Annotated in this window: 16 protein-coding genes and 1 riboswitch; of the genes, 9 read left to right on the top strand and 7 right to left on the bottom strand. The window is 61.9% G+C overall.

The features are described 5' to 3' along the window. Nucleotides 1-51 precede the first annotated feature (51 nt). The gene (gene apaG / locus AZF01_RS02115) at nucleotides 52-435 is read right to left on the bottom strand and encodes a Co2+/Mg2+ efflux protein ApaG (RefSeq protein ID WP_244435486.1); all 384 of its coding nucleotides are present in this window, start codon (nucleotides 433-435) and stop codon (nucleotides 52-54) included. 74 nt (nucleotides 436-509) lie between these two features. Beyond that, complete coding sequence (locus AZF01_RS02120) at nucleotides 510-1,694, bottom strand: O-succinylhomoserine sulfhydrylase (protein WP_024706180.1); 1,185 nt, start codon at nucleotides 1,692-1,694, stop codon at nucleotides 510-512. A gap of 34 nt (nucleotides 1,695-1,728) precedes the next feature. Beyond that, a riboswitch (SAM riboswitch) is annotated at nucleotides 1,729-1,806 on the bottom strand. A gap of 69 nt (nucleotides 1,807-1,875) precedes the next feature. On the opposite strand from AZF01_RS02120, the gene AZF01_RS02125 reads away from it, so the two are divergent. Beyond that, nucleotides 1,876-2,964, top strand: coding sequence for a 2'-deoxycytidine 5'-triphosphate deaminase (locus tag AZF01_RS02125; protein WP_024706179.1), 1,089 nt, complete (start codon nucleotides 1,876-1,878; stop codon nucleotides 2,962-2,964). Between the two features lie 92 nt (nucleotides 2,965-3,056). Here the strand turns inward: AZF01_RS02125 and AZF01_RS02130 are convergent, their stop codons facing one another. Next, on the bottom strand, nucleotides 3,057-4,736 hold the full coding sequence (locus tag AZF01_RS02130; RefSeq protein WP_024706178.1) for an alpha-glucosidase: 1,680 nt from the start codon (nucleotides 4,734-4,736) through the stop codon (nucleotides 3,057-3,059). A 397-nt stretch (nucleotides 4,737-5,133) separates the two neighbouring features. Between AZF01_RS02130 and AZF01_RS02135 the strand changes: the two genes are divergently transcribed. Together AZF01_RS02135 and AZF01_RS02140 are read left to right on the top strand one after the other, a co-directional pair. After that, nucleotides 5,134-7,341, top strand: a complete 2,208-nt coding sequence (locus tag AZF01_RS02135; protein WP_024706177.1) for an anthranilate synthase — start codon at nucleotides 5,134-5,136, stop codon at nucleotides 7,339-7,341. 94 nt (nucleotides 7,342-7,435) lie between these two features. Further along, on the top strand, nucleotides 7,436-8,356 hold the full coding sequence (locus tag AZF01_RS02140) for a cation diffusion facilitator family transporter (RefSeq protein WP_024706176.1): 921 nt from the start codon (nucleotides 7,436-7,438) through the stop codon (nucleotides 8,354-8,356). A gap of 56 nt (nucleotides 8,357-8,412) precedes the next feature. On the opposite strand, the gene AZF01_RS02145 is transcribed toward AZF01_RS02140, so the two are convergent. Then, nucleotides 8,413-9,453 carry an aldo/keto reductase gene (locus tag AZF01_RS02145; RefSeq protein ID WP_024706175.1) on the bottom strand — a complete coding sequence of 347 codons (1,041 nt, stop codon included), beginning with the start codon at nucleotides 9,451-9,453 and terminating at the stop codon, nucleotides 8,413-8,415. 253 nt (nucleotides 9,454-9,706) lie between these two features. Between AZF01_RS02145 and AZF01_RS02150 the strand changes: the two genes are divergently transcribed. The 3 genes from AZF01_RS02150 (at nucleotide 9,707) to leuA (ending at nucleotide 13,599) form a co-directional block, all read left to right on the top strand. Then, complete coding sequence (locus tag AZF01_RS02150; RefSeq protein WP_024706174.1) at nucleotides 9,707-10,288, top strand: ATP-dependent Clp protease proteolytic subunit; 582 nt, start codon at nucleotides 9,707-9,709, stop codon at nucleotides 10,286-10,288. A 105-nt stretch (nucleotides 10,289-10,393) separates the two neighbouring features. Continuing rightward, complete coding sequence (locus AZF01_RS02155) at nucleotides 10,394-11,584, top strand: benzoate/H(+) symporter BenE family transporter (protein ID WP_024706173.1); 1,191 nt, start codon at nucleotides 10,394-10,396, stop codon at nucleotides 11,582-11,584. A 308-nt stretch (nucleotides 11,585-11,892) separates the two neighbouring features. After that, complete coding sequence (leuA, locus tag AZF01_RS02165; protein WP_024706171.1) at nucleotides 11,893-13,599, top strand: 2-isopropylmalate synthase; 1,707 nt, start codon at nucleotides 11,893-11,895, stop codon at nucleotides 13,597-13,599. Nucleotides 13,600-13,654: 55 nt separating this feature from the next. On the opposite strand, the gene AZF01_RS02170 is transcribed toward leuA, so the two are convergent. Continuing rightward, entirely contained in the window at nucleotides 13,655-14,263 is a 609-nt protein-coding gene (locus AZF01_RS02170; RefSeq protein ID WP_024706170.1) for a hypothetical protein, read from the bottom strand. A 319-nt stretch (nucleotides 14,264-14,582) separates the two neighbouring features. Between AZF01_RS02170 and AZF01_RS02175 the strand changes: the two genes are divergently transcribed. Then, nucleotides 14,583-15,245 carry a CerR family C-terminal domain-containing protein gene (locus tag AZF01_RS02175; RefSeq protein ID WP_024706169.1) on the top strand — a complete coding sequence of 221 codons (663 nt, stop codon included), beginning with the start codon at nucleotides 14,583-14,585 and terminating at the stop codon, nucleotides 15,243-15,245. Here AZF01_RS02175 and AZF01_RS02180 read toward each other — a convergent pair. Beyond that, on the bottom strand, nucleotides 15,221-16,150 hold the full coding sequence (locus tag AZF01_RS02180) for a metallophosphoesterase (protein ID WP_024706168.1): 930 nt from the start codon (nucleotides 16,148-16,150) through the stop codon (nucleotides 15,221-15,223). The genes AZF01_RS02175 and AZF01_RS02180 overlap by 25 nt on opposite strands. A 151-nt stretch (nucleotides 16,151-16,301) precedes the next feature. On the opposite strand from AZF01_RS02180, the gene AZF01_RS02185 reads away from it, so the two are divergent. Both AZF01_RS02185 and AZF01_RS02190 read left to right on the top strand, forming a co-directional pair. Continuing rightward, nucleotides 16,302-16,790: a carboxymuconolactone decarboxylase family protein gene (locus AZF01_RS02185; protein ID WP_024706167.1), complete on the top strand. Its 489-nt coding sequence runs from the start codon at nucleotides 16,302-16,304 to the stop codon at nucleotides 16,788-16,790. Further along, on the top strand, nucleotides 16,780-17,274 hold the full coding sequence (locus tag AZF01_RS02190; protein WP_036235524.1) for an Rrf2 family transcriptional regulator: 495 nt from the start codon (nucleotides 16,780-16,782) through the stop codon (nucleotides 17,272-17,274). Before AZF01_RS02185 ends, AZF01_RS02190 begins: the two co-directional genes overlap by 11 nt. A 21-nt stretch (nucleotides 17,275-17,295) precedes the next feature. Here AZF01_RS02190 and AZF01_RS02195 read toward each other — a convergent pair whose 3' ends face one another. Beyond that, nucleotides 17,296-18,264 (bottom strand): glutathione S-transferase family protein, encoded by a 969-nt coding sequence (locus AZF01_RS02195; RefSeq protein ID WP_036235522.1) that lies wholly within the window; start codon nucleotides 18,262-18,264, stop codon nucleotides 17,296-17,298. Nucleotides 18,265-18,299 lie beyond the last annotated feature (35 nt).

Genomic DNA, 18,299 nt, shown 5'->3' on the forward strand with positions numbered 1-18,299 from the left:
TCATACGCCGCCCTTTCCTTGAGCGGGGAGGGCGGCTTTTTCCTGCCGCTCTCAATGGCGGGAGCGGTCCTCATAGGGGGAATCGAGCGAGAAGGGCGGAATGGCCACCTGCAGCAGGCGGTTGTCGCCGGTGCGGGCCACATAATGGCCGACCATGATGCCGGACGCGGTGTCGAGCGGGGCGGCCGACTGGTAGGAGAACCGTTCGCCGCTGGCCAGAACCGGCTGCTTGCCGGCAACGCCCGGCCCGTTGACGATCTCGACGATCCCGTCGGCATTGGTGATGGTCCAGTGACGGGCGACGATCTGGACATCGACCGCGCCGTGATTGACGATCTCGATGTCATAGGCCCAGACGAACTGGTTCTCCGCCGGAGCGGAATGCTCGTCCAGAAAACGGGTTTCCACCCTGACCTCGATCTCGTCCGTCGTCACGCTTTGCAAAAGCGGGCTCCCACTGGCCTCTCCGCCGGGACCTTTCGCCTCCGGCCGGTCTGCAATTCTGGCGCTTATGCCGGCAGTTTTGCAAGGGCCTGGGCAAAATCGTCGACCAGGTCGTCGGTATCCTCGATGCCGGCGGAAAACCGGATCGTGCCGCCGGAAATGCCGAGCTCGGCGCGTGCCTCGTCGGAGAGGTTCTTGTGCGTCGTCGTCGCCGGATGGGTGATCAGGCTCTTGGCATCGCCGAGATTGTTGGAAATCGAGACGATATCGAGTGCATCCTGCAGCGCAAAGGCCGCATCCTTGCCGCCCTTCAGTTCGAAGGCGATGAGCGACGACCCCGCAGTCATCTGCTTCTTGATGATGTCGGCCTGGGGGTGGTCTGCGCGGCCGGGGTAGATCACGCGGGCGACCTGTTTCTGGTCGGCGAGGAAATCCGCGATCTTTCCGGCGCTTTCCGTCTGCTGGCGAACGCGCAGCGGGAAGGTCTCCAGCCCCTTCATCAACAGCCAGGCGTTGAAGGGCGAAAGGGCAGGGCCGGTATGGCGGAAATAGTCCTGCAGTTCCTCCTCGATCCACCTTTTCGACGACAGGATGACGCCGCCGAGGCACCGGCCCTGTCCGTCAATATGCTTGGTCGCCGAATAGACGACGACATCGGCGCCGAGTTCCAGCGGCTTCTGGTAAAGCGCGGTGGCGAACACATTGTCGACGACGAGGCGGGCGCCGGCCTGGTGCGCGAGATCGGCAACGCCGGCGATGTCGACCACTTCCAGCGTCGGATTGGTCGGGCTCTCGATGAAGAACAGCTTTGTGTTCGGACGGATGGCGGCCTCGAAGGCGGCGAGGTCGCGCCCGTCAACGAGCGTGCAGTCGATGCCGTATTTCGGCGCGAGCGTTTCCACGACCCAGCGGCAGGAGCCGAAGAGCGCGCGGCCGGCGACGATATGGTCGCCGGCCTTCAGCTGGCAGAGGATGGCGGCGGAAACGGCAGCCATGCCGGAGGCCGTGGCGCGGGCGTCCTCCGCTCCCTCGAGTGCGCACATGCGCTTTTCGAACATGTCATTGGTGGGGCTGCCGTAGCGGGCATAGATGAAACCGTCGTCCTCGCCCTTGAAACGGGCCTCGGCGGCGGCCGAATTCTCGTAGAGGAAGCCTTGCGTCATGAAGATGCCTTCGGACATCTCGCCATACTGCGACCGCAGGCTTCCTGCATGAACGAGCTTGGTTTGCGGACGCCAGGACTTCTTCATTTTCATCTCTCCAAACAAAAAAACCGGTCGCTAAGGGACCGGTTACCCGGCCTTTTAGCTACTTGTTTAACGTGGCTGCAAGCCGACCGGCCAAATCACCACGGGGATAAGGCGGCATAATCCCTATAAGCGCTTGCGTCAATTCTGAAAGATTGGTTTTGTCGGCCAACAGGAGCAAAACATGTCCAAGACGCCCGGAATCCTGCCCGATCACGCCATTGCCGCACTGCTCGAGCAGAAAAATCTGACCACGACGAAGCCGCTGGATCGCGACCAGGTCCAGCCCGCAAGCCTCGACTTGCGCCTTGGCGCAAAAGCCTACCGGGTGCGCGCCAGTTTCCTGCCTGGTCCGCGCCACAGCGTTGCCGACAAGCTTTCGCGGCTTTCCATGCACGAGATCGACCTCTCGCAGGGCGCGGTTCTTGAAACGGGCTGCGTCTATATCGTCGAACTGATGGAGGGGCTCGCCCTGCCGGAGCATCTCTCCGCGTCAACCAACCCGAAGAGCTCGACCGGCAGGCTCGATATCTTCACCCGCGTGATCCCGGATTTCGCGCAGGAGTTCGATGTCATTCCTTCGGGCTATCGGGGACCGCTCTATCTGGAAATCTCGCCGCGCACCTTTCCGGTGATCGTGCGCCAGGGCTCGCGTCTCTCGCAGATCCGCTTTCGCTCCGGGCATTCGGCGCTTGGCGAAGACGCGCTGATGGCGCTGCATCGCGCCGAAACCCTGGTTGCCAGCGACATACCCAATATTTCCGACGGCGGCATTGCGTTGTCGATCGATCTTGAAGGCGAGGGGCTGGTCGGCTATCGCGGCAAGCACCATACCGGGGTCATCGATGTCGACCGCAAGGCCGGCTACGACATTCTTGATTACTGGGAGCCCATTCAGGGGCGCGGCAAGGGCGAGCTGATCCTCGACCCGGACGAGTTCTATATTCTTGTCTCGCGCGAGGCCGTGCACGTGCCGCCGCTTTTCGCCGCCGAGATGACGCCGTTCGACCCGCTGGTCGGCGAATTCCGCGTCCACTATGCGGGTTTTTTCGATCCGGGGTTCGGCCATGCGGAGGCCGGCGGCAGGGGCGCGCGCGCGGTGCTCGAGGTCAGAAGCCACGAGGTGCCCTTCATCCTGGAACACGGCCAGATCGTCGGCCGCCTGGTTTACGAGCGCATGATGGATCCGCCGACGGCGCTCTACGGCTCCGGTCTCGGCTCGAACTACCAGGCCCAGGGCCTGAAACTGTCGAAACATTTCCGCGCAGGGTGAGAAGGCCCCGGAACGGGCGGAACGTCAAGGGTTGCGAGGCCGAGAAGGGAGGGCACCCGGCGGGCGCCGCCGGCATTTTTGTCCGCTCCCCGTCAGGTCGCGGGCTTGAGCACCACTGCCTCCCAGGGCAGAAGCGTCAGCGCGTCATCGGCGATAGCCGCGCCACGGTCCTCCTCGTTGCTGAGGAGACCGGACGCCCCCTTCAGCGCCGCATGACGCCAGGTCACCGGTTCGTGCGAGAAGTTGATGGCCGTGACCAGACGGACGTCATCAAGCCTGCGCTCGAAGGCGAAGACCGTCTCGTGATCGGGCGCAAGATCTTCATAGGTGCCGTAGACGAGTGCAGGCGTTTCATGGCGCAGCGCAATCAGCCGCCGGTAATGATGGTAGACCGAGCCTTGATCCGCCCGCGCGGCCGCGGCGTTGATCTCCAAATAATTCGGATTGACCGCAAGCCAGGGCTTTTGCGCCGTGGTGAAGCCGGCATTCGTTGAAGCATCCCATTGCATCGGCGTGCGGGCATGGTCGCGGCTCACCCTGTTGAGGTTCTCAAGAAGCTCCCCGGCGCTGACCTTGCCGGTCTCGACATGGTCCTGCCTGAGGCCCCGCACCTCGATATCGTCGAACTGGTCGAGATCGGTGAAGGGGTAGTTGACCATGCCGATCTCCTCACCCTGGTAGATGAAGGGCGTGCCGCGCATGGTCAGCATCATCGTTGCCAGCGCCTTGGCAGAGAGCTCGCGCCATTCCGGCGCCGGATCGCCGAAATGGCTGACGGCGCGCGGCTGGTCGTGATTGCCGAGAAAGACGGTGTTCCAGCCGGTCATGCCCACCGCCTTGTCGAGCCGGTCGAAGGTGGCCTTCATGTCGGTGAGCTTGCGCGGCTTCCAGCGCCAGCCGTCACGATCGAGCATAACAACGGCGAAGTTGAAGATCATGTTGAGTTCGTTGCGGGCCTCGTCGACGAAAAGCGGCGTCTCGGCATCCGAAACGCCGGCCGCCTCGCCAACCGTCATGCAGTCATAATGCGACAGCACTTCGCGGTTCATCTCCTGCAGGTATTCGTGCAGGCGCGGCCCGGAAGCGTAGACGCGGCCCGGATCCTTCATCTCTTCCTCAGTCAGGTTCGGGAAGGCGAAATTCTTCGAGATGAACGGGATCACGTCCATGCGGAAACCCGAGACGCCCTTGTCGAGCCAGAAGCGCATCAGGTCATAGACCTCGGCGCGGACTTTCTCGTTGTCCCAGTTCAGGTCCGGTTGTTTCTTCGCAAAATAATGCAGGTAGTAGTCGCCGGTGGCCGCATCCTTCTCCCAGGCGGAGCCGCCGAAATAGGATACGAAATTGTTGGGCACGCCCTTCGAGCCGTCGCGCCAGATGTAATAGTCGCGCTTGGCGCTGTCGCGCGAGGAGCGGCTTTCGACGAACCATTCATGCTCGTCGCTCGAGTGGTTGACCACGAGGTCGATGATCAGCCGCATGCCGCGTTTCTTGATCTCGGCGAGCAGGCGGTCGAAGTCGGCCATGGTGCCGAATTCAGCCATCACCTTGCGATAGTCGCGGATGTCGTAGCCATTGTCGGCGTTCGGGCTGTCGAAATGCGGCGACAGCCAGATGACGTCGATACCGAGACCGGCGACATGGTCGAGCTTCTCGATAATGCCGGGAATGTCGCCGATGCCGTCGCCATTGGAATCGGCGAAGGAGCGGGGATAGATCTGGTAGGCGACGGCCTCTTTCCACCAGTGTCTGCTTTGCGCGGGCTGCGGCATGTCTGCCTCCCTTGATGCTTGTTTTTCAATGCGTTTCTGATCCCGGATTATGTCCGCGCGGGCGCGAGGGCAAGCGTATACGCATGAAATGGGCTTTTCATCCGTGTGCCTATGAAAAGGCTTGAATGGCAGGATTCGCCGTCGCTTCTCTTGCTGCTTGCCAGTCAGGCCAAGCTGGGGTAGAAAAAGCCCATGATGATCACGACGATGAACATTGCTAACTGGTGGTGGGCTCGCTAAAGGCGGCCACGATCACGCATGTCCGGATGATCTGACGAAGCCGCCCTCAAACCGAGGCGGCTTTTTTCGTATTGTCGCCGCCTTTGCGGGGTTCAACGAATGACATTGCGAAACGCGCGGGACGCCGTTTCGCGACACAAAAGGTGGAGCAGGGACAATGAGCCTTCATGAACGGCCGGATGGCGGGGCAAGCTATGAGACGAAAGGCGGCGTGACGATCACGCGCACGCGCCGTTTCGTGCCCTATGGCGATTCCGTATCGAGCTATATCGACCGGCTGGACGAGCGGCGCGGCGCGGTCTTTTCATCGAACTATGAATATCCGGGCCGCTACACCCGCTGGGACACCGCCGTCATCGATCCGCCGGCCGCCATTTCCTGCAATGGCCGCACCATGTGGATCGAGGCCTTCAACGGACGCGGCGAGGCGCTGCTTTCGCTGATACTGCCGGTCGTGGAGGCTCTGGAACCGGTTGCGATCACCGGCCGCACGCCCCGCCGGATCGATCTTCAGGTGGCCGAGCCCGACCGTCAGTTCACCGAGGAGGAGCGCTCCAAGGCGCCGACCGTGTTTACGGTCCTGCGCGCCATCGTCGATCTGTTCCATTCCGACGAGGATGCCAGCCTCGGGCTTTACGGCGCCTTCGGCTACGACCTTGCCTTCCAGTTCGATGCCATCAAGCTTAAGCTCGAGCGTCCCGTCGACCAGCGCGACATGGTTCTGTTCCTGCCCGACGAGGTGTTGATGGTCGACAACCATGCCGCCAAGGCCTGGATCGATCGCTACGATTTTGAAAAGGACGGGATCGCGACGGAGGGCAAGGGCGAGGACATCGCTTCCGAGCCATTCCGCCCCGCAAACAGCCTGCCGCCCCGCAGCGACCACCACAAGGGCGAATATGCCGAACTGGTCGCCAAGGCGAAGGAAAGCTTCGTGCGCGGCGACCTCTTCGAGGTCGTGCCCGGCCAGCAGTTCATGGAACGCTGCACCAGCAAGCCGTCGGCGATCTCGAAACGGCTGAAGGCGACCAACCCGTCGCCCTATTCCTTCTTCATCAATCTCGGCAACCAGGAATATCTGATCGGCGCATCGCCGGAAATGTTCGTGCGCGTCACCGGCCGGCGGATCGAGACCTGCCCGATCTCCGGCACCATCAAGCGCGGCGAGGACCCGATTGCCGACAGCCAGCAGATCCTGAAGCTTCTGAATTCGCAGAAAGACGAGTCGGAGCTGACCATGTGTTCCGATGTCGACCGCAACGACAAGAGCCGGGTCTGCGAGCCCGGTTCGGTCAAGGTCATCGGCCGCCGCCAGATCGAGATGTATTCGCGCCTCATCCATACGGTGGACCATATCGAGGGACGTCTGCGTCCCGACATGGATGCCTTCGACGCGTTTTTGAGCCACGCCTGGGCCGTGACGGTGACCGGCGCGCCGAAACTCTGGGCCATGCGCTTCATCGAAAACCACGAGAAGAGTCCGCGCGCCTGGTATGGCGGCGCTATCGGCATGGTCGGGTTCAACGGCGACATGAATACCGGGCTGACGCTGCGCACGATCCGCGTCAAGAATGGCACGGCGGAAGTGCGGGCCGGCGCCACGCTGCTTTATGATTCCGATCCCCATGAGGAAGAAGCGGAGACCGAATTGAAGGCTTCAGCCATGCTGGCCGCCATCCGTGAGGCGGATGCGGAAAAACTTGCGCCTGCCACGCGGCCGGTATCGAAAATCGGCGCGGGGCTCAAGATCCTGCTTGTCGACCATGAAGACAGTTTCGTCCACACGCTCGCCAATTATTTCAGGCAGACGGGCGCTGAGGTGGCGACCGTGCGCTCGCCGGTGGCAGACGAAACGTTCGAACGGATCGCGCCGGACCTCGTTGTCCTGTCGCCCGGGCCGGGCATGCCGAAGGACTTCGACTGCAAGACGACGATCAAGAAGGCGCGCAGCCGAAACCTGCCGATCTTCGGCGTCTGCCTCGGCCTGCAGGCGCTGGCGGAGGCCTATGGCGGCACGCTGCGTCAGCTTGCTGTGCCCATGCACGGCAAGCCCTCGCGCATTCGCATCCTTGAGCCGGGCCGGCTTTTCGACGGGCTGCCGAAGGAAATCACCGTCGGCCGCTATCACTCGATCTTTGCCGATGCGGTGCAATTGCCGGCCGATTTCGCCATTTCGGCGGAGACCGATGACGGCATCATCATGGGCATCGAGCATGCGCATGAGCCGGTCGCGGCCGTGCAATTTCACCCCGAATCAATCATGACGCTCGGCGGCGATGCCGGCATGCGCATCATCGAAAATGTGGTGGGCAAGCTGGTCGATCGCTCCGGCGAGGCTTTGGGAGACAAAAAGGCGGCAGGGTGAAGACTGTCTTGCCATTGTCGCGATGAGGAGGTAGCAGATCGACAGGGCCGGGCGGCTGTTCCGGCCTTTTCGTTCAGCAAGACGGGATTTTCCAATGACTGGTGGTCAGGCAAAAGGCGGCGGCGCAAGCCGAACGCGGACACTGGCGTTCTGGACGATACCGCTCTCTCTTCTCGTGCTCGGGATCAAGCTTCTCGCCTGGCATCTGACCGGGTCCGTGGCGCTTTTGTCCGACGCGCTGGAATCGATCGTCAATGTGGTTGCCTCCGTCGCCGCTTTCGTCGCGATCGTCTATGCGGCCAAGCCTGCCGACCATGACCACCAGTTCGGTCATCACAAGGCGGAATATATCTCCGCCGTCATTGAGGGCGTGGCGATTGTCGTTGCCGCGCTCCTGATCTTCAATGAAGCCATTGGCGAACTTTTTGACCCGTCCATGCCGACCGATGTCGGCCTGGGCCTCGGCGTCAACATTTTCGCAAGCCTGATCAACGGCGTGTGGGCCTATGTGCTGATTTCGGCCGGGCGGTCGATGCGCTCGCCGGCACTGGTGGCCGACGGCAAGCATATCCGCACCGACGTCGTCACCTCGGTCGGCGTCGTGATTGGTCTCGGCATTGCGCTGGCGACGGGGTATCCGATCTTTGACCCGCTGATCGCGCTCGCCGTCGCCGCGCACATTCTCTATGCCGGCTGGCAGCTGATCGCTGAATCGGTCGGCGGGCTTATGGATGCTGCGCTCAGCGGCGAGGAAGAGGACGCGATCCGCAAGGCAATCCTCGACAATGCCAACGGTTCATCCGACGTGCACGACCTGAAGACCCGCCGCGCCGGCGCCGCCGCCTTCATCGATTTTCATCTCGTCGTCAGCGAGGACATGACGGTCGGCGAGGCACACGATATCTGCGACCGGTTGGAAGGCGCGATCAAGAAGGCGATCCCGGGTTCCACGCTTGCCATCCATGTGGAACCGGAAGGCGTCAAGCCGCATGGGGTGCGCGTCCGGATCGATTGATCGGCGGCGGAGTGGATGCGGGCGATGCCCGCACCCGGACAGGCCTTTGCCGGCGCCTATTTCGGCACGCGCGGCGGCGAAACGGTTTCGCCGCCGGACTGGCGCTCCAGCATCCAGCCGGGATATTCGCGCGGCAGGGCCGAGACCGCGTCGAGACGTTCCATGTCTGCGGCCGTAAGCTCCACGTCGGTCGCCTCGATATTGTCCTTCAGCTGGTCCGGCCGTTTCGCGCCGACGATCACGCTGGTGACCGCGGGCTGGTAGAGCAGCCACGAGAGCGCGATCTGCGCCACCGAAACGCCTTTGGTCTCGGCGATTTCGCGCATCACGTCGATCGTAGCGAAGCCGCGCTCCTTGTCGACCGGCGGGAAGTCGAAATTGACGCGGCGACCCTCCCCGTCGGTCTGGTTGTCGCGGTCATATTTGCCGGAGAGGAACCCGCCGGCAAGCGGCGACCAGACCATCAGCCCGACGCCTTCGGACTTCAGCATCGGCACGATCTCGCGTTCGAGATCGCGGCCGGCAATGGTGTAATAGGCCTGCAGCGACTGGAAGGAGGCAAGCCCCTTGCGCTCGGAAATACCGAGCGCCTTGGCAATCTGCCAGGCCGCCCAGTTGGAGACGCCGACATAGCGCACATGGCCGTGGCGCACGAGCGTGTCGAGCGCCTCGAGCGTTTCCTCGATCGGCGTCGTGTTGTCAAAGCCGTGAAGCTGGTAGAGGTCGATATGGTCGGTCTGCAGACGGGAAAGGCTTCCCTTCACCTGTTCCATGATGTGGTAGCGCGATGAGCCGCGGCTGTTCGGCCCTTCGCCCATGCCGCCGAACACCTTGGTGGCGATCACCACCTCGTCGCGCGGTATGCCGAGATTCCTGAGCGCCTGGCCGGTAATCTCCTCCGACAGCCCCTCGGAATAGACATTGGCGGTATCGATGAAGTTGATGCCGGAATCGATCGCCGTCTTGACGAGCTCTTCGGAGGCGGCCTGGTCGAGCGCGCCGATCGCCGTCCAGAAGCCCTTGCCGCCGAAGGTCATCGTGCCGAGACAGAGCTCGGACACTTTCAGGCCTGAATTCCCAAGTCGGTTGTAACGCATGGTTCTGCCTTTTCGGATGGAAATGATTGATGGTCTTCAAGCATCCGGCCTCTGCCGGGCCGTGCAAAAACCAAGGAATGACTGCCGGACCGAGGGGCCGGATCGTGAATTGACCGAACTGACGTGGGGGCTGCCCGGCGGCCTTTCAAGGCGCTCGACCGTTTTGCTGCGCAGCCGGAAAGCGGGGGACATTGTATTGGCGCGATATTCGCATTAAGTCGGGGAACAGAACATTTACCCTTGGAGATTCCGAATGAGCGACGAAGAAGACGACAAGAAGACCGAACTGCCCCTGGGCAAGGAGGCAGAAGCCAATCTGTTCAAGTCGCGGTCGATCTTCATCTACGGCCCGATCACGCAGGAACTCGCCCAGCGCGTCTGCTCGCAACTGGTGGCCATGGCCGCAGTCTCCGACGAAGACATCCGCGTTTTCGTGAACTCGCCGGGCGGTCACGTGGAATCGGGCGATTCGATCCACGACATGGTCAAGTTCATCAAGCCGAGGGTCATCATGATCGGATCCGGTTGGGTTGCCTCAGCCGGCGCGCTGATCTATGCGGCGGCGCCGAAGGAGCAGCGCATCTGCCTGCCCAATACGCGCTTTCTGCTGCACCAGCCCTCCGGCGGCACGCGCGGTCCGGCATCCGACATCGAGATCCAGGCCCGCGAGATCATCAAGATGAACGAGCGCCTGATCAAGATCTTCTCCGATGCCACCGGCCAGCCGGCAGACAAGATCGCCAAGGACATTGACCGCGACTACTGGCTCTCCGCCCAGGAGGCGATCGAGTACGGTCTCGTATCGCGGATCGTGACCTCGCAGGCCGAGATCTGATTTCCGGCACTTGATTGAGAACCGATAGGCCGGGCGAAGGGCTTGCTTCGCCCGGCTTTTTCGTGCTTGCAGTTCTTTAATCATATGCCGCAGGTCGGAGGGGACATGCTGAGGGAATTTTCGGCGCAGAGCCTGTTCATGGGGCTGCTGGTGGCCTTTGTCGGCTTTGCCAGTTCGTTTTCCGTCGTGCTGCAGGGGCTTGAAGGCATCGGCGCGAGCCCGGCGCAATCGGCCTCCGGCCTGATGGCGCTGTCTATCGTCATGGGCGTTGCCGGCATCATCATTTCGGCCGTCACGCGTATGCCGGTTTCGATTGCCTGGTCGACGCCGGGGGCGGCCCTTCTCGCCACGGCGGGAACGCTGCCCGGCGGTTTTGCCGAAGCGGTCGGCGCCTTCATTGTCGCCAACCTCCTGATCATCGCTGCCGGCCTGCTGAAGCCGGTCGGCCGGGCGATTTCCGCCATTCCCGCGCCGCTCGCCAATGCCATGCTGGCCGGCGTGCTGCTTGCGCTCTGCTTCGCGCCGGTCGAGGCGGTCAAGTTCGATCCGCTGCTGGGCCTGCCGATCATCCTCGCCTTCGTCGTCGCCGGCGCCTTCAACCGGCTTCTCGCCGTGCCGGCCGCCCTTGGCGCCTTCGTGCTGGTTCTGGTCTTCGGCGTCGATATCCCTGACGGCGCCTGGGCGGATGTCTGGCGCGAGGCGGCGCCGATGCCCGTCTGGGTGACGCCGGTGTTCAGCCTGCAGGCCGCCATTTCCGTGGCGCTTCCGCTTTTCATCGTCACCATGGCCTCGCAGAACATCCCCGGCGTCGCGATCCTTGCCATCAACGCGTACCGGCCGTCCGCCGGCAGGATGTTCTCGCTGACCGGCCTGTTCTCGCTTTTTGCCGCCCCCTTTGGCGGGCACGGCGTCAATCTGGCCGCGATCACGGCGGCCATGTGCGCGGGGCCGGATGCCCACCCCGACCCGAAACGACGCTACTGGGCCGCGATCATCGCCGGGATCGGCTATTTGGTCTTCGGGCTGATGAGCGGGCTGGTCGTCGCGCTGGTTTCGCTTGCTCCGCCGATCCTGATCGAGGCGGTCGCCGGCCTTGCCCTGATCGGCGCATTCGCCGCCGCCGCCCTTGCCGCCTTCAAGGAACCGGAGGCGCGCGAGGCAGCCGCGATCACCTTCCTGGTTGCCGCTTCCGGCGTCGGCTTCTTCGGCATTTCCGGCGCCTTCTGGGGGCTGGCGGCGGGGCTCGCGATCACCGGCATCAAACGTCTGACGCAGAAAAGGCATGCCGGGGGCTGACGCGTTTTTTGAATTGCAATCGGCGGCTGTTGCCGCTATGGAAATCGTCATGATCACTTTGGACGCATATCGGCAGGGCAGGTTTTCGGGCGGCGCAAGCGCCCCCGCCGCCGTCATGCGCGCGCCAAACTCGCTCCTTCTTCTCGGCCTTAACAGCGGTTGCCGGGTCCTTTGAGGAGCGCCCGGCGGCCGGAAAGCCGCTTGGCACCAAGCGCTCCTTCATTCCCGAACAGTTTATGACAACGAGAATGGCCAAAGCCTGACTGCGCCTCAAAGGCGGCAGACGGCGGGCCGGACAAGAGGACAAAATGGACGCGAGTCACTCCACCAAAGCCAAGGGCATGCCGACGGCTGCCGCCAAGTACCAGCCTTATCCGCAGGTCGATCTTTCCGATCGCACATGGCCGGGCAAGCGCATCGAGAAGGCACCGATCTGGTGCTCAGTCGATCTGCGCGACGGTAACCAGGCGCTGGTTGACCCCATGGGCCACGACCGCAAGGCGCGCATGTTCCAGCTGCTGCTCGACATGGGCTTCAAGGAAATCGAGATCGGCTTTCCCTCCGCCTCGCAGACGGATTTCGACTTTGCCCGCTGGTGCGTGGAAAACGGCAATGTCGGCGAGGATGTCTCCTTGCAGGTGCTGGTTCAGTGCCGCCCGGAACTGATCACCCGCACCTTTGAGGCGCTGAAAGGTTCGCACCGTCCCATCGTGCATTTCTACAATTCGACAAGTGAACTGCAGCGGCGCGTGGTGTTTGGCAAGGATGTTGCCGGCATCAAGCAGATCGCGGTCGATGCGGCCAAGATGATCACCGATATGGCGGCAAAGGCCGGCGGCGGCTACCGTTTCGAGTACTCGCCGGAAAGCTTTACCGGCACGGAACTGGAAGTGGCGCTGGAGGTCTGCAACGCGGTGATCGCCGAGGTCAAACCGACGCCGGACAACAAGCTGATCATCAACCTGCCGTCGACCGTCGAGATGTCGATGCCCAACATCTATGCCGACCAGATCGAGTGGATGTGCCGCAATCTCGACAATCGCGAAAACCTGCTGATCTCGGTCCATCCGCATAATGATCGCGGCACGGGCATCGCGTCCGCCGAGATGGGCCTGCTCGCCGGCGCCGACCGCGTCGAGGGCACGCTGTTCGGCAATGGCGAGCGCACCGGCAATGTCGATATCGTCACCATGGCGCTCAACATGTTCACGCAAGGGGTTGATCCGGAACTGGATTGTACCGAGATCGAGCGCATCAAGGACGTCTACGAATATTCGAACCAGATGACGATCCCGGAACGCCACCCCTATGTCGGCGAGTTGGTCTACACGGCCTTCTCCGGCTCGCATCAGGATGCGATCAACAAGGGGATGAAGGCGATCCGGGTCGCCAACAAGCCGGTCTGGGAAGTGCCCTACCTGCCGATCGACCCGCAGGACGTGGGCCGCACCTATGAGGCGATCATCCGCATCAATTCCCAGTCGGGCAAGGGCGGCATCGCCTATATCATGCAGAGCGACTACGGCATCAACATGCCGCGCGGCCTGCAGGTGGCCTTCCGCGAACTGATCCAGAAGATCACCGACGAAGAGGGCCGCGAACTGCCGTCGAAGCGCATCTATGACGTGTTCATGGAGCATTATGTCGATCAGCCGGAAGGCCGCATCAAGTTCATCGATCACCACACCTATCCGCAGGGCGCGGAAAAGGGCGTGCGCGTCGTGACGGCTGAAATCTCGGACGATGGCGAGAAGAAGCGGATCGATGCGAAGGGCAATGGCCCGGTCGATGGCTTCGTCAATGCGCTGTCTGCCTATCTCGGCATCAACCTGTCGGTAGAAGACTATTCAGAACACTCGCTCCACCACGGCTCGGACGCAAAGGCGATTGCCTATGTCGAGGTGAAATATGACGGCGGCCGCATGTTCGGCGCCGGGATCAACACCAATATCGTGGCGGCATCGCTGGAGGCGATCGTCTCGGCGGCGAACCAGATCCTCGCCAAGGGCGCGTAGACACATCATGACGGCGCCGGCAGGGCTGGCGCCGTCCGTTCCCTCAATTGCAATCTTACAGTTTCAGATAGGCCGATTGTGCGAGCGCCGGCATATCGGTGTCTGATGACGGGCCGACGATGGCGACGAGCGCGCGTTCTCCCTGCCACCAGGCGACGGTGAGATTGTCGCGGATAGTCTCCTGGACATCGGTGATCTCGTTGTCGAGCGTCGCCGGGCGCGCGAGGATGAAGACCGAAAGCAGGTCGCCCGCATTGTTGCGATAGAAGAGTTCAACGCCCGGCGTGCGGTCGACGGCGACGATGCGTGCGCCTTCAAAGATCCGCGCGCCCTCCTCGAAGCTTGGAACGCTCACGTCGAGGCCGGTCGTGCGCTGCACGAGGTCGGCAACGGCTGCGGTATCCTGAGGCCCGATATCCGTTATCGGCTGATATTTTCTGCCGAAGATGCGGAAATTGGCGCAGACATCGTCGATCCAGTCGGTCGATTGTTCCAGAGACAGGTCAACTGTTTCCGTCGCGCTCGAGGTATCCCGCGACAGGATCGCGCCGATGGCGATGCCAATGCCGAGAAAGCCGCAACAGGCAAGGGCTGGCAACCAGCGTTTCGCGCGCTTCCGACCGCTGACATCGGCTGATTTGTTGGTTTTGACGGAGATGTCCATCGTTTCCTTGAAAATATGAATGGCGACCGGAACCGGACCTGATGCCCCGTAGCGCGAAGTTCGCGCGCGATATTGCCCCTTGTAAAGGCCGGAAACAAGGGGCTGCGTTCACTTTGTCGAACCGACGCGGAACCGACTTATTTGCGTTTGACTATGGTCGCTCCGCATTCCGGTTTCGCTGAGGAAAAATTACGGCAGAAATGTGGCTCAAGCGGAAAGGGGCCTTGCGGTATGGATCAATCAAGTGAACAATGACGTTGAAGAAGAAGAACGAGAACCGGGCGGCTCGCCGCCCAACCGAGGGCAAACTTAACACGTCATGAGTGATAATCTGCAGGGAGCAGCGGCCACGCGTCAGGCGATCATTTCGACCGCTTTGCGCCTGTTCGCGGAATTTGGTTACAACGCCGTCTCCACACGCAAGATCGCGGAACGATCCGGGGCCAATATTGGCAGCATCGCCTATCATTTCGGCGGCAAGCCCGGGCTTCTGATCGCCTGCGCGCATTATGTGATCGACGCGATTTCGGAGCGGCTCGGAAGCGATGTCCTTCAGCCGGTGCCTGATGATGTCGCGCCCGAGGCCGCCCGCGAGGAACTCCTGGAGATCGCGCTTCGCATGGTGACGCCGATCACGGGGCGAAGTGACGCCGAGGCGATCTCCGCCTTCATGATGCGCTATATCACCCAGCGCAGCGAAGCCTTCGACCTGCTTTACGCGCAGGTCACAGCGCCCTTGCACAGACATATCGGGCAGTTGCTCGGCCGCGCGAGCGGGAGAGATCCTGATGCCGAAGAGACCAAGGTGCTCAGCTTCGCGATCATGGGGCAATCGATGTATTTCCGGATCTGTCCGGACGCGGTAAAGAACGCCATGGGCTGGAACGGCCTTGGCGGCGGCGAATGCGCGAAGGTTGCGACAGCGCTGTCTCTGAGCATCAACGGGCTGATCGACGCCTATTCCGCAGCGGCTTCAGCGTAGGAATAGGCAAATGCGCTTTCCGGCTCTATGAGGCCGCTTGCAGCATCGAGCGCATGGCGCTGGCAGTGCATTTCCCACCTGCCGGGCTTCCCCCTGACCGTGATCAGGTTAAAGGCAGACGGCGGCTTCTTGCCATCGGTTCCCTGTCCGGCCGCGGCAATGCCGATGACCGGCGTCTTGCCATGCGGCGTTTCGATGAAATTGACGGTGTTGAGATGGGTGTGCCCGTGCAGCACCAGTTCGCACCCTCCGGTCGAGACTGCGGCGCGGAACCGCCTGATGCCGATCAGCCGTTTGTGACGTGCGGCCGCCCCGCGCACCGGCGGGTGGTGGATCATCACGATCCTGAACAGGCCTTCCTCGCCGGCCTTCCTGAGCAACTCGGCCGTCGCGCGCGCCTGCTTCTTCTCGAAGTTGCCGATCGCCATGAACGGTGGCGAGGCGATGGCCGAAGAACAGCCGATAATCGCCACGGGCCCGCGCCGGCGCAGATAAGGAAAGGTGAGGGCATCCGAGGTGCTGCTGAGCGGACGGTGTTCATCGCCCTGCATATTGTCGCGCCAGGCCCTGGCAACCTTGGCATAGGCCCCGCCCACATAGGCGTCGTGGTTGCCGGGCACCAGCGAGACGTCTTTTGCCGGACCGACGCTCTTCAGCCATTCGGCGGCGTTCTCGATCTCCTTGGTGGTGGCAAGATTGACGAGATCGCCGGTGATTGCAAGGTGATCCGGCGCCTCGTCGGCGATCGCCAGAAGCAGGTTCTCCAGCGTGTTTTTGCCGAGATGTTTGCGCCGGTTGCGGTGCCAGTTCAAGAAACCGGTGATGCGTTTGGAGACCAGCTCTCGCGGCGAAAGCTGCGGCAGCGGTCCGAGGTGGACATCTGAAATATGAGCGAGCTTGAACATGAAGATGTCATAGACGGGCCCGCCCCAGGCCGCAAGCAGTCTCCGGCACGAACAGCCTCCGTGCACGGCGATCTTGACTTCGCTCAAATTAAGGATATTAAATATCCTCAAGGATAAAAAATATCCTTAATTTGATGAAAGGACTCAGATCATGACTACACCGCCCTATGCCCGGTTCACGCTTGCTCTTGCCGAGGCCTATATCGCTTTCTCCAAAACACTTGGGACGAACAGCCTTGATGCAAGGCTGAAACATCTCGTCGATATCCGCGTGTCGCAGATCAATGGCTGTGCCTTCTGCCTCGACATGCATCACAAGGAAGCCAAGATTGCCGGCGAAAGGGAGTTGCGTCTCTACCATGTCGCCGTCTTTGCCGAATCGCCGCTGTTCTCCGACACGGAAAAGGCGGCACTCGCCTATGCCGAGGCGCTCACCGGCGCGATAGACAACCACAGGGCCGTCTCGGCGCGCGAGGCGCTAGCGCCCTATTTCAGCGACCGGGAGATCGCCGAATTGACCTATGTGATCGTGTCGATTAATGGATGGAACAGGTTGGCGATTGCCTATCAGAGCCGTCCTGGCTCGCTGGACAGGGTTTACGGTCTGGATAAGGCCGGCTTGGAAGCGGATGCAGCTTAGAAATCAGGTCGAATGGGTCCTTCACGCGGCGGCCGTGCTAGCCGGTCTCCCGCGCGGACGCTATTTGCCCACCAAGGTGCTTGCGACCTTCCACGGCATTCCGAAGGAATATCTTTCGAAGGCATTGCAGGCGCTCTCCCAGGCCGGGCTCGTGGAAAGCTCGCTTGGGCCTGGCGGCGGCTACAGGCTCGCCGCCGCGCCTGAGGACATCTCTTTTCTTGACATTGTCGAAGCGGTCGAAGGCAAGGCGCCCTTGTTTCTGTGCCGCGATATTCGCGCCAACAACCCGTGCCTGCCGGAAGGCTATTGCCCGAAGGACATGTGCCCCGTGGCAAAGGTCATGCTGCGCGCAGACAGGGCCTGGCGGGCCTCGCTTGCCGAAACAAGCCTTGCCGACCTCGCGCCTGAAGTCGTCGAGGGGCTCGGCCCCGAGCTTTACGAGGCGACCCGCAACTGGCTGACGGAGCGAAGCGGCACGGGATAGCCGATCCGCGCTTCGTTCTGCTTATCGACCGTGCGGCGCGTCGAGATCGAGGATCGGTCCCTCAGGCACGATACCCGTTGGATTGATGTTCTTGTGCGAGCCGTAGTAGTGGCGCTTGATGTGGTCGAAATTGACCGTCTCGGCGATGCCCGGCATCTGGTAGAGTTCGCGCAGATAGCCCTGAAGGTTCGGATAGTCCGCGATCCGCCTAAGATTGCACTTGAAGTGCCCGACATAGACCGGGTCGAAACGCACCAGCGTCGTGAACAACCGCCAGTCCGCCTCCGTCAGCGTGTCGCCCGCGAGGTAGCGGTTTTCGCCGAGCCGTTCCTCCAGCATGTCGAGCGTTTCGAACAGCTTGGTCACATGCTCGCCATAGGCTTCCTGCGTGGTGGCGAAACCGGATTTGTAGACGCCGTTGTTGACCGTATCATAAACGGTTGCATTGATGTCATCGATCTCGCCGCGGAGTTCTTCCGGGTAGAAATCGAGGTTGTTTCCGGTGAGCTTGTCGAAGGCCGAATTGAACATCCGGATGATTTCGGCGGACTCGTTCGAGACAATCGTCCCGCGCTTCTTGTCCCAGACCACCGGAACCGTTACGCGACCGGTATAGTGCGGGTCGGCCTTGGTGTAGACCTGCCAGAGATAGTCGGCGCCATTGATCGGGTCGTTGGTGCCGCCGTCGCGGTTCTTGAATTCCCATCCGTTTTCCAGCATCAGCGGGTCGACGATCGAAACGTCGATAAAATCCTCGAGGCCCTTGAGCTTGCGGAAGATCAGGGTTCGGTGCGCCCACGGGCAGGCGAGCGCGACATAGAGGTGGTAGCGGTCCTTTTCGGCCTCAAAACCGCCTTCTCCCTCCGGCCCGGCGCTGCCATCGGCCGTGATCCAGTTCCTGAACTGCGAGCTTTCACGCTTGAAATGGCCCTTGGATTTCTTGGTGTCGTACCAAACGTCCTTCCAGACGCCGTCTTCCAGCATGCCCATGGGATGCTCCTTTCATTCCTCTCTCGACCCTTACA

This window comes from Martelella sp. AD-3, from assembly GCF_001578105.1.
GTDB lineage: Bacteria > Pseudomonadota > Alphaproteobacteria > Rhizobiales > Rhizobiaceae > Martelella.

Coding starts and splice junctions, on each gene's coding strand:
- AZF01_RS02120 (WP_024706180.1), bottom strand. CDS start 1,694: ATGAAGAAGTCCTGGCGTCCGCAAACCAAGCTCGTTCATGCAGGAAGC.
- AZF01_RS02125 (WP_024706179.1), top strand. CDS start 1,876: ATGTCCAAGACGCCCGGAATCCTGCCCGATCACGCCATTGCCGCACTG.
- AZF01_RS02130 (WP_024706178.1), bottom strand. CDS start 4,736: ATGCCGCAGCCCGCGCAAAGCAGACACTGGTGGAAAGAGGCCGTCGCC.
- AZF01_RS02135 (WP_024706177.1), top strand. CDS start 5,134: ATGAGCCTTCATGAACGGCCGGATGGCGGGGCAAGCTATGAGACGAAA.
- AZF01_RS02140 (WP_024706176.1), top strand. CDS start 7,436: ATGACTGGTGGTCAGGCAAAAGGCGGCGGCGCAAGCCGAACGCGGACA.
- AZF01_RS02145 (WP_024706175.1), bottom strand. CDS start 9,453: ATGCGTTACAACCGACTTGGGAATTCAGGCCTGAAAGTGTCCGAGCTC.
- AZF01_RS02150 (WP_024706174.1), top strand. CDS start 9,707: ATGAGCGACGAAGAAGACGACAAGAAGACCGAACTGCCCCTGGGCAAG.
- AZF01_RS02155 (WP_024706173.1), top strand. CDS start 10,394: ATGCTGAGGGAATTTTCGGCGCAGAGCCTGTTCATGGGGCTGCTGGTG.
- leuA (WP_024706171.1), top strand. CDS start 11,893: ATGGACGCGAGTCACTCCACCAAAGCCAAGGGCATGCCGACGGCTGCC.
- AZF01_RS02170 (WP_024706170.1), bottom strand. CDS start 14,263: ATGGACATCTCCGTCAAAACCAACAAATCAGCCGATGTCAGCGGTCGG.
- AZF01_RS02175 (WP_024706169.1), top strand. CDS start 14,583: ATGAGTGATAATCTGCAGGGAGCAGCGGCCACGCGTCAGGCGATCATT.
- AZF01_RS02180 (WP_024706168.1), bottom strand. CDS start 16,150: ATGTTCAAGCTCGCTCATATTTCAGATGTCCACCTCGGACCGCTGCCG.
- AZF01_RS02185 (WP_024706167.1), top strand. CDS start 16,302: ATGACTACACCGCCCTATGCCCGGTTCACGCTTGCTCTTGCCGAGGCC.
- AZF01_RS02190 (WP_036235524.1), top strand. CDS start 16,780: ATGCAGCTTAGAAATCAGGTCGAATGGGTCCTTCACGCGGCGGCCGTG.
- AZF01_RS02195 (WP_036235522.1), bottom strand. CDS start 18,264: ATGGGCATGCTGGAAGACGGCGTCTGGAAGGACGTTTGGTACGACACC.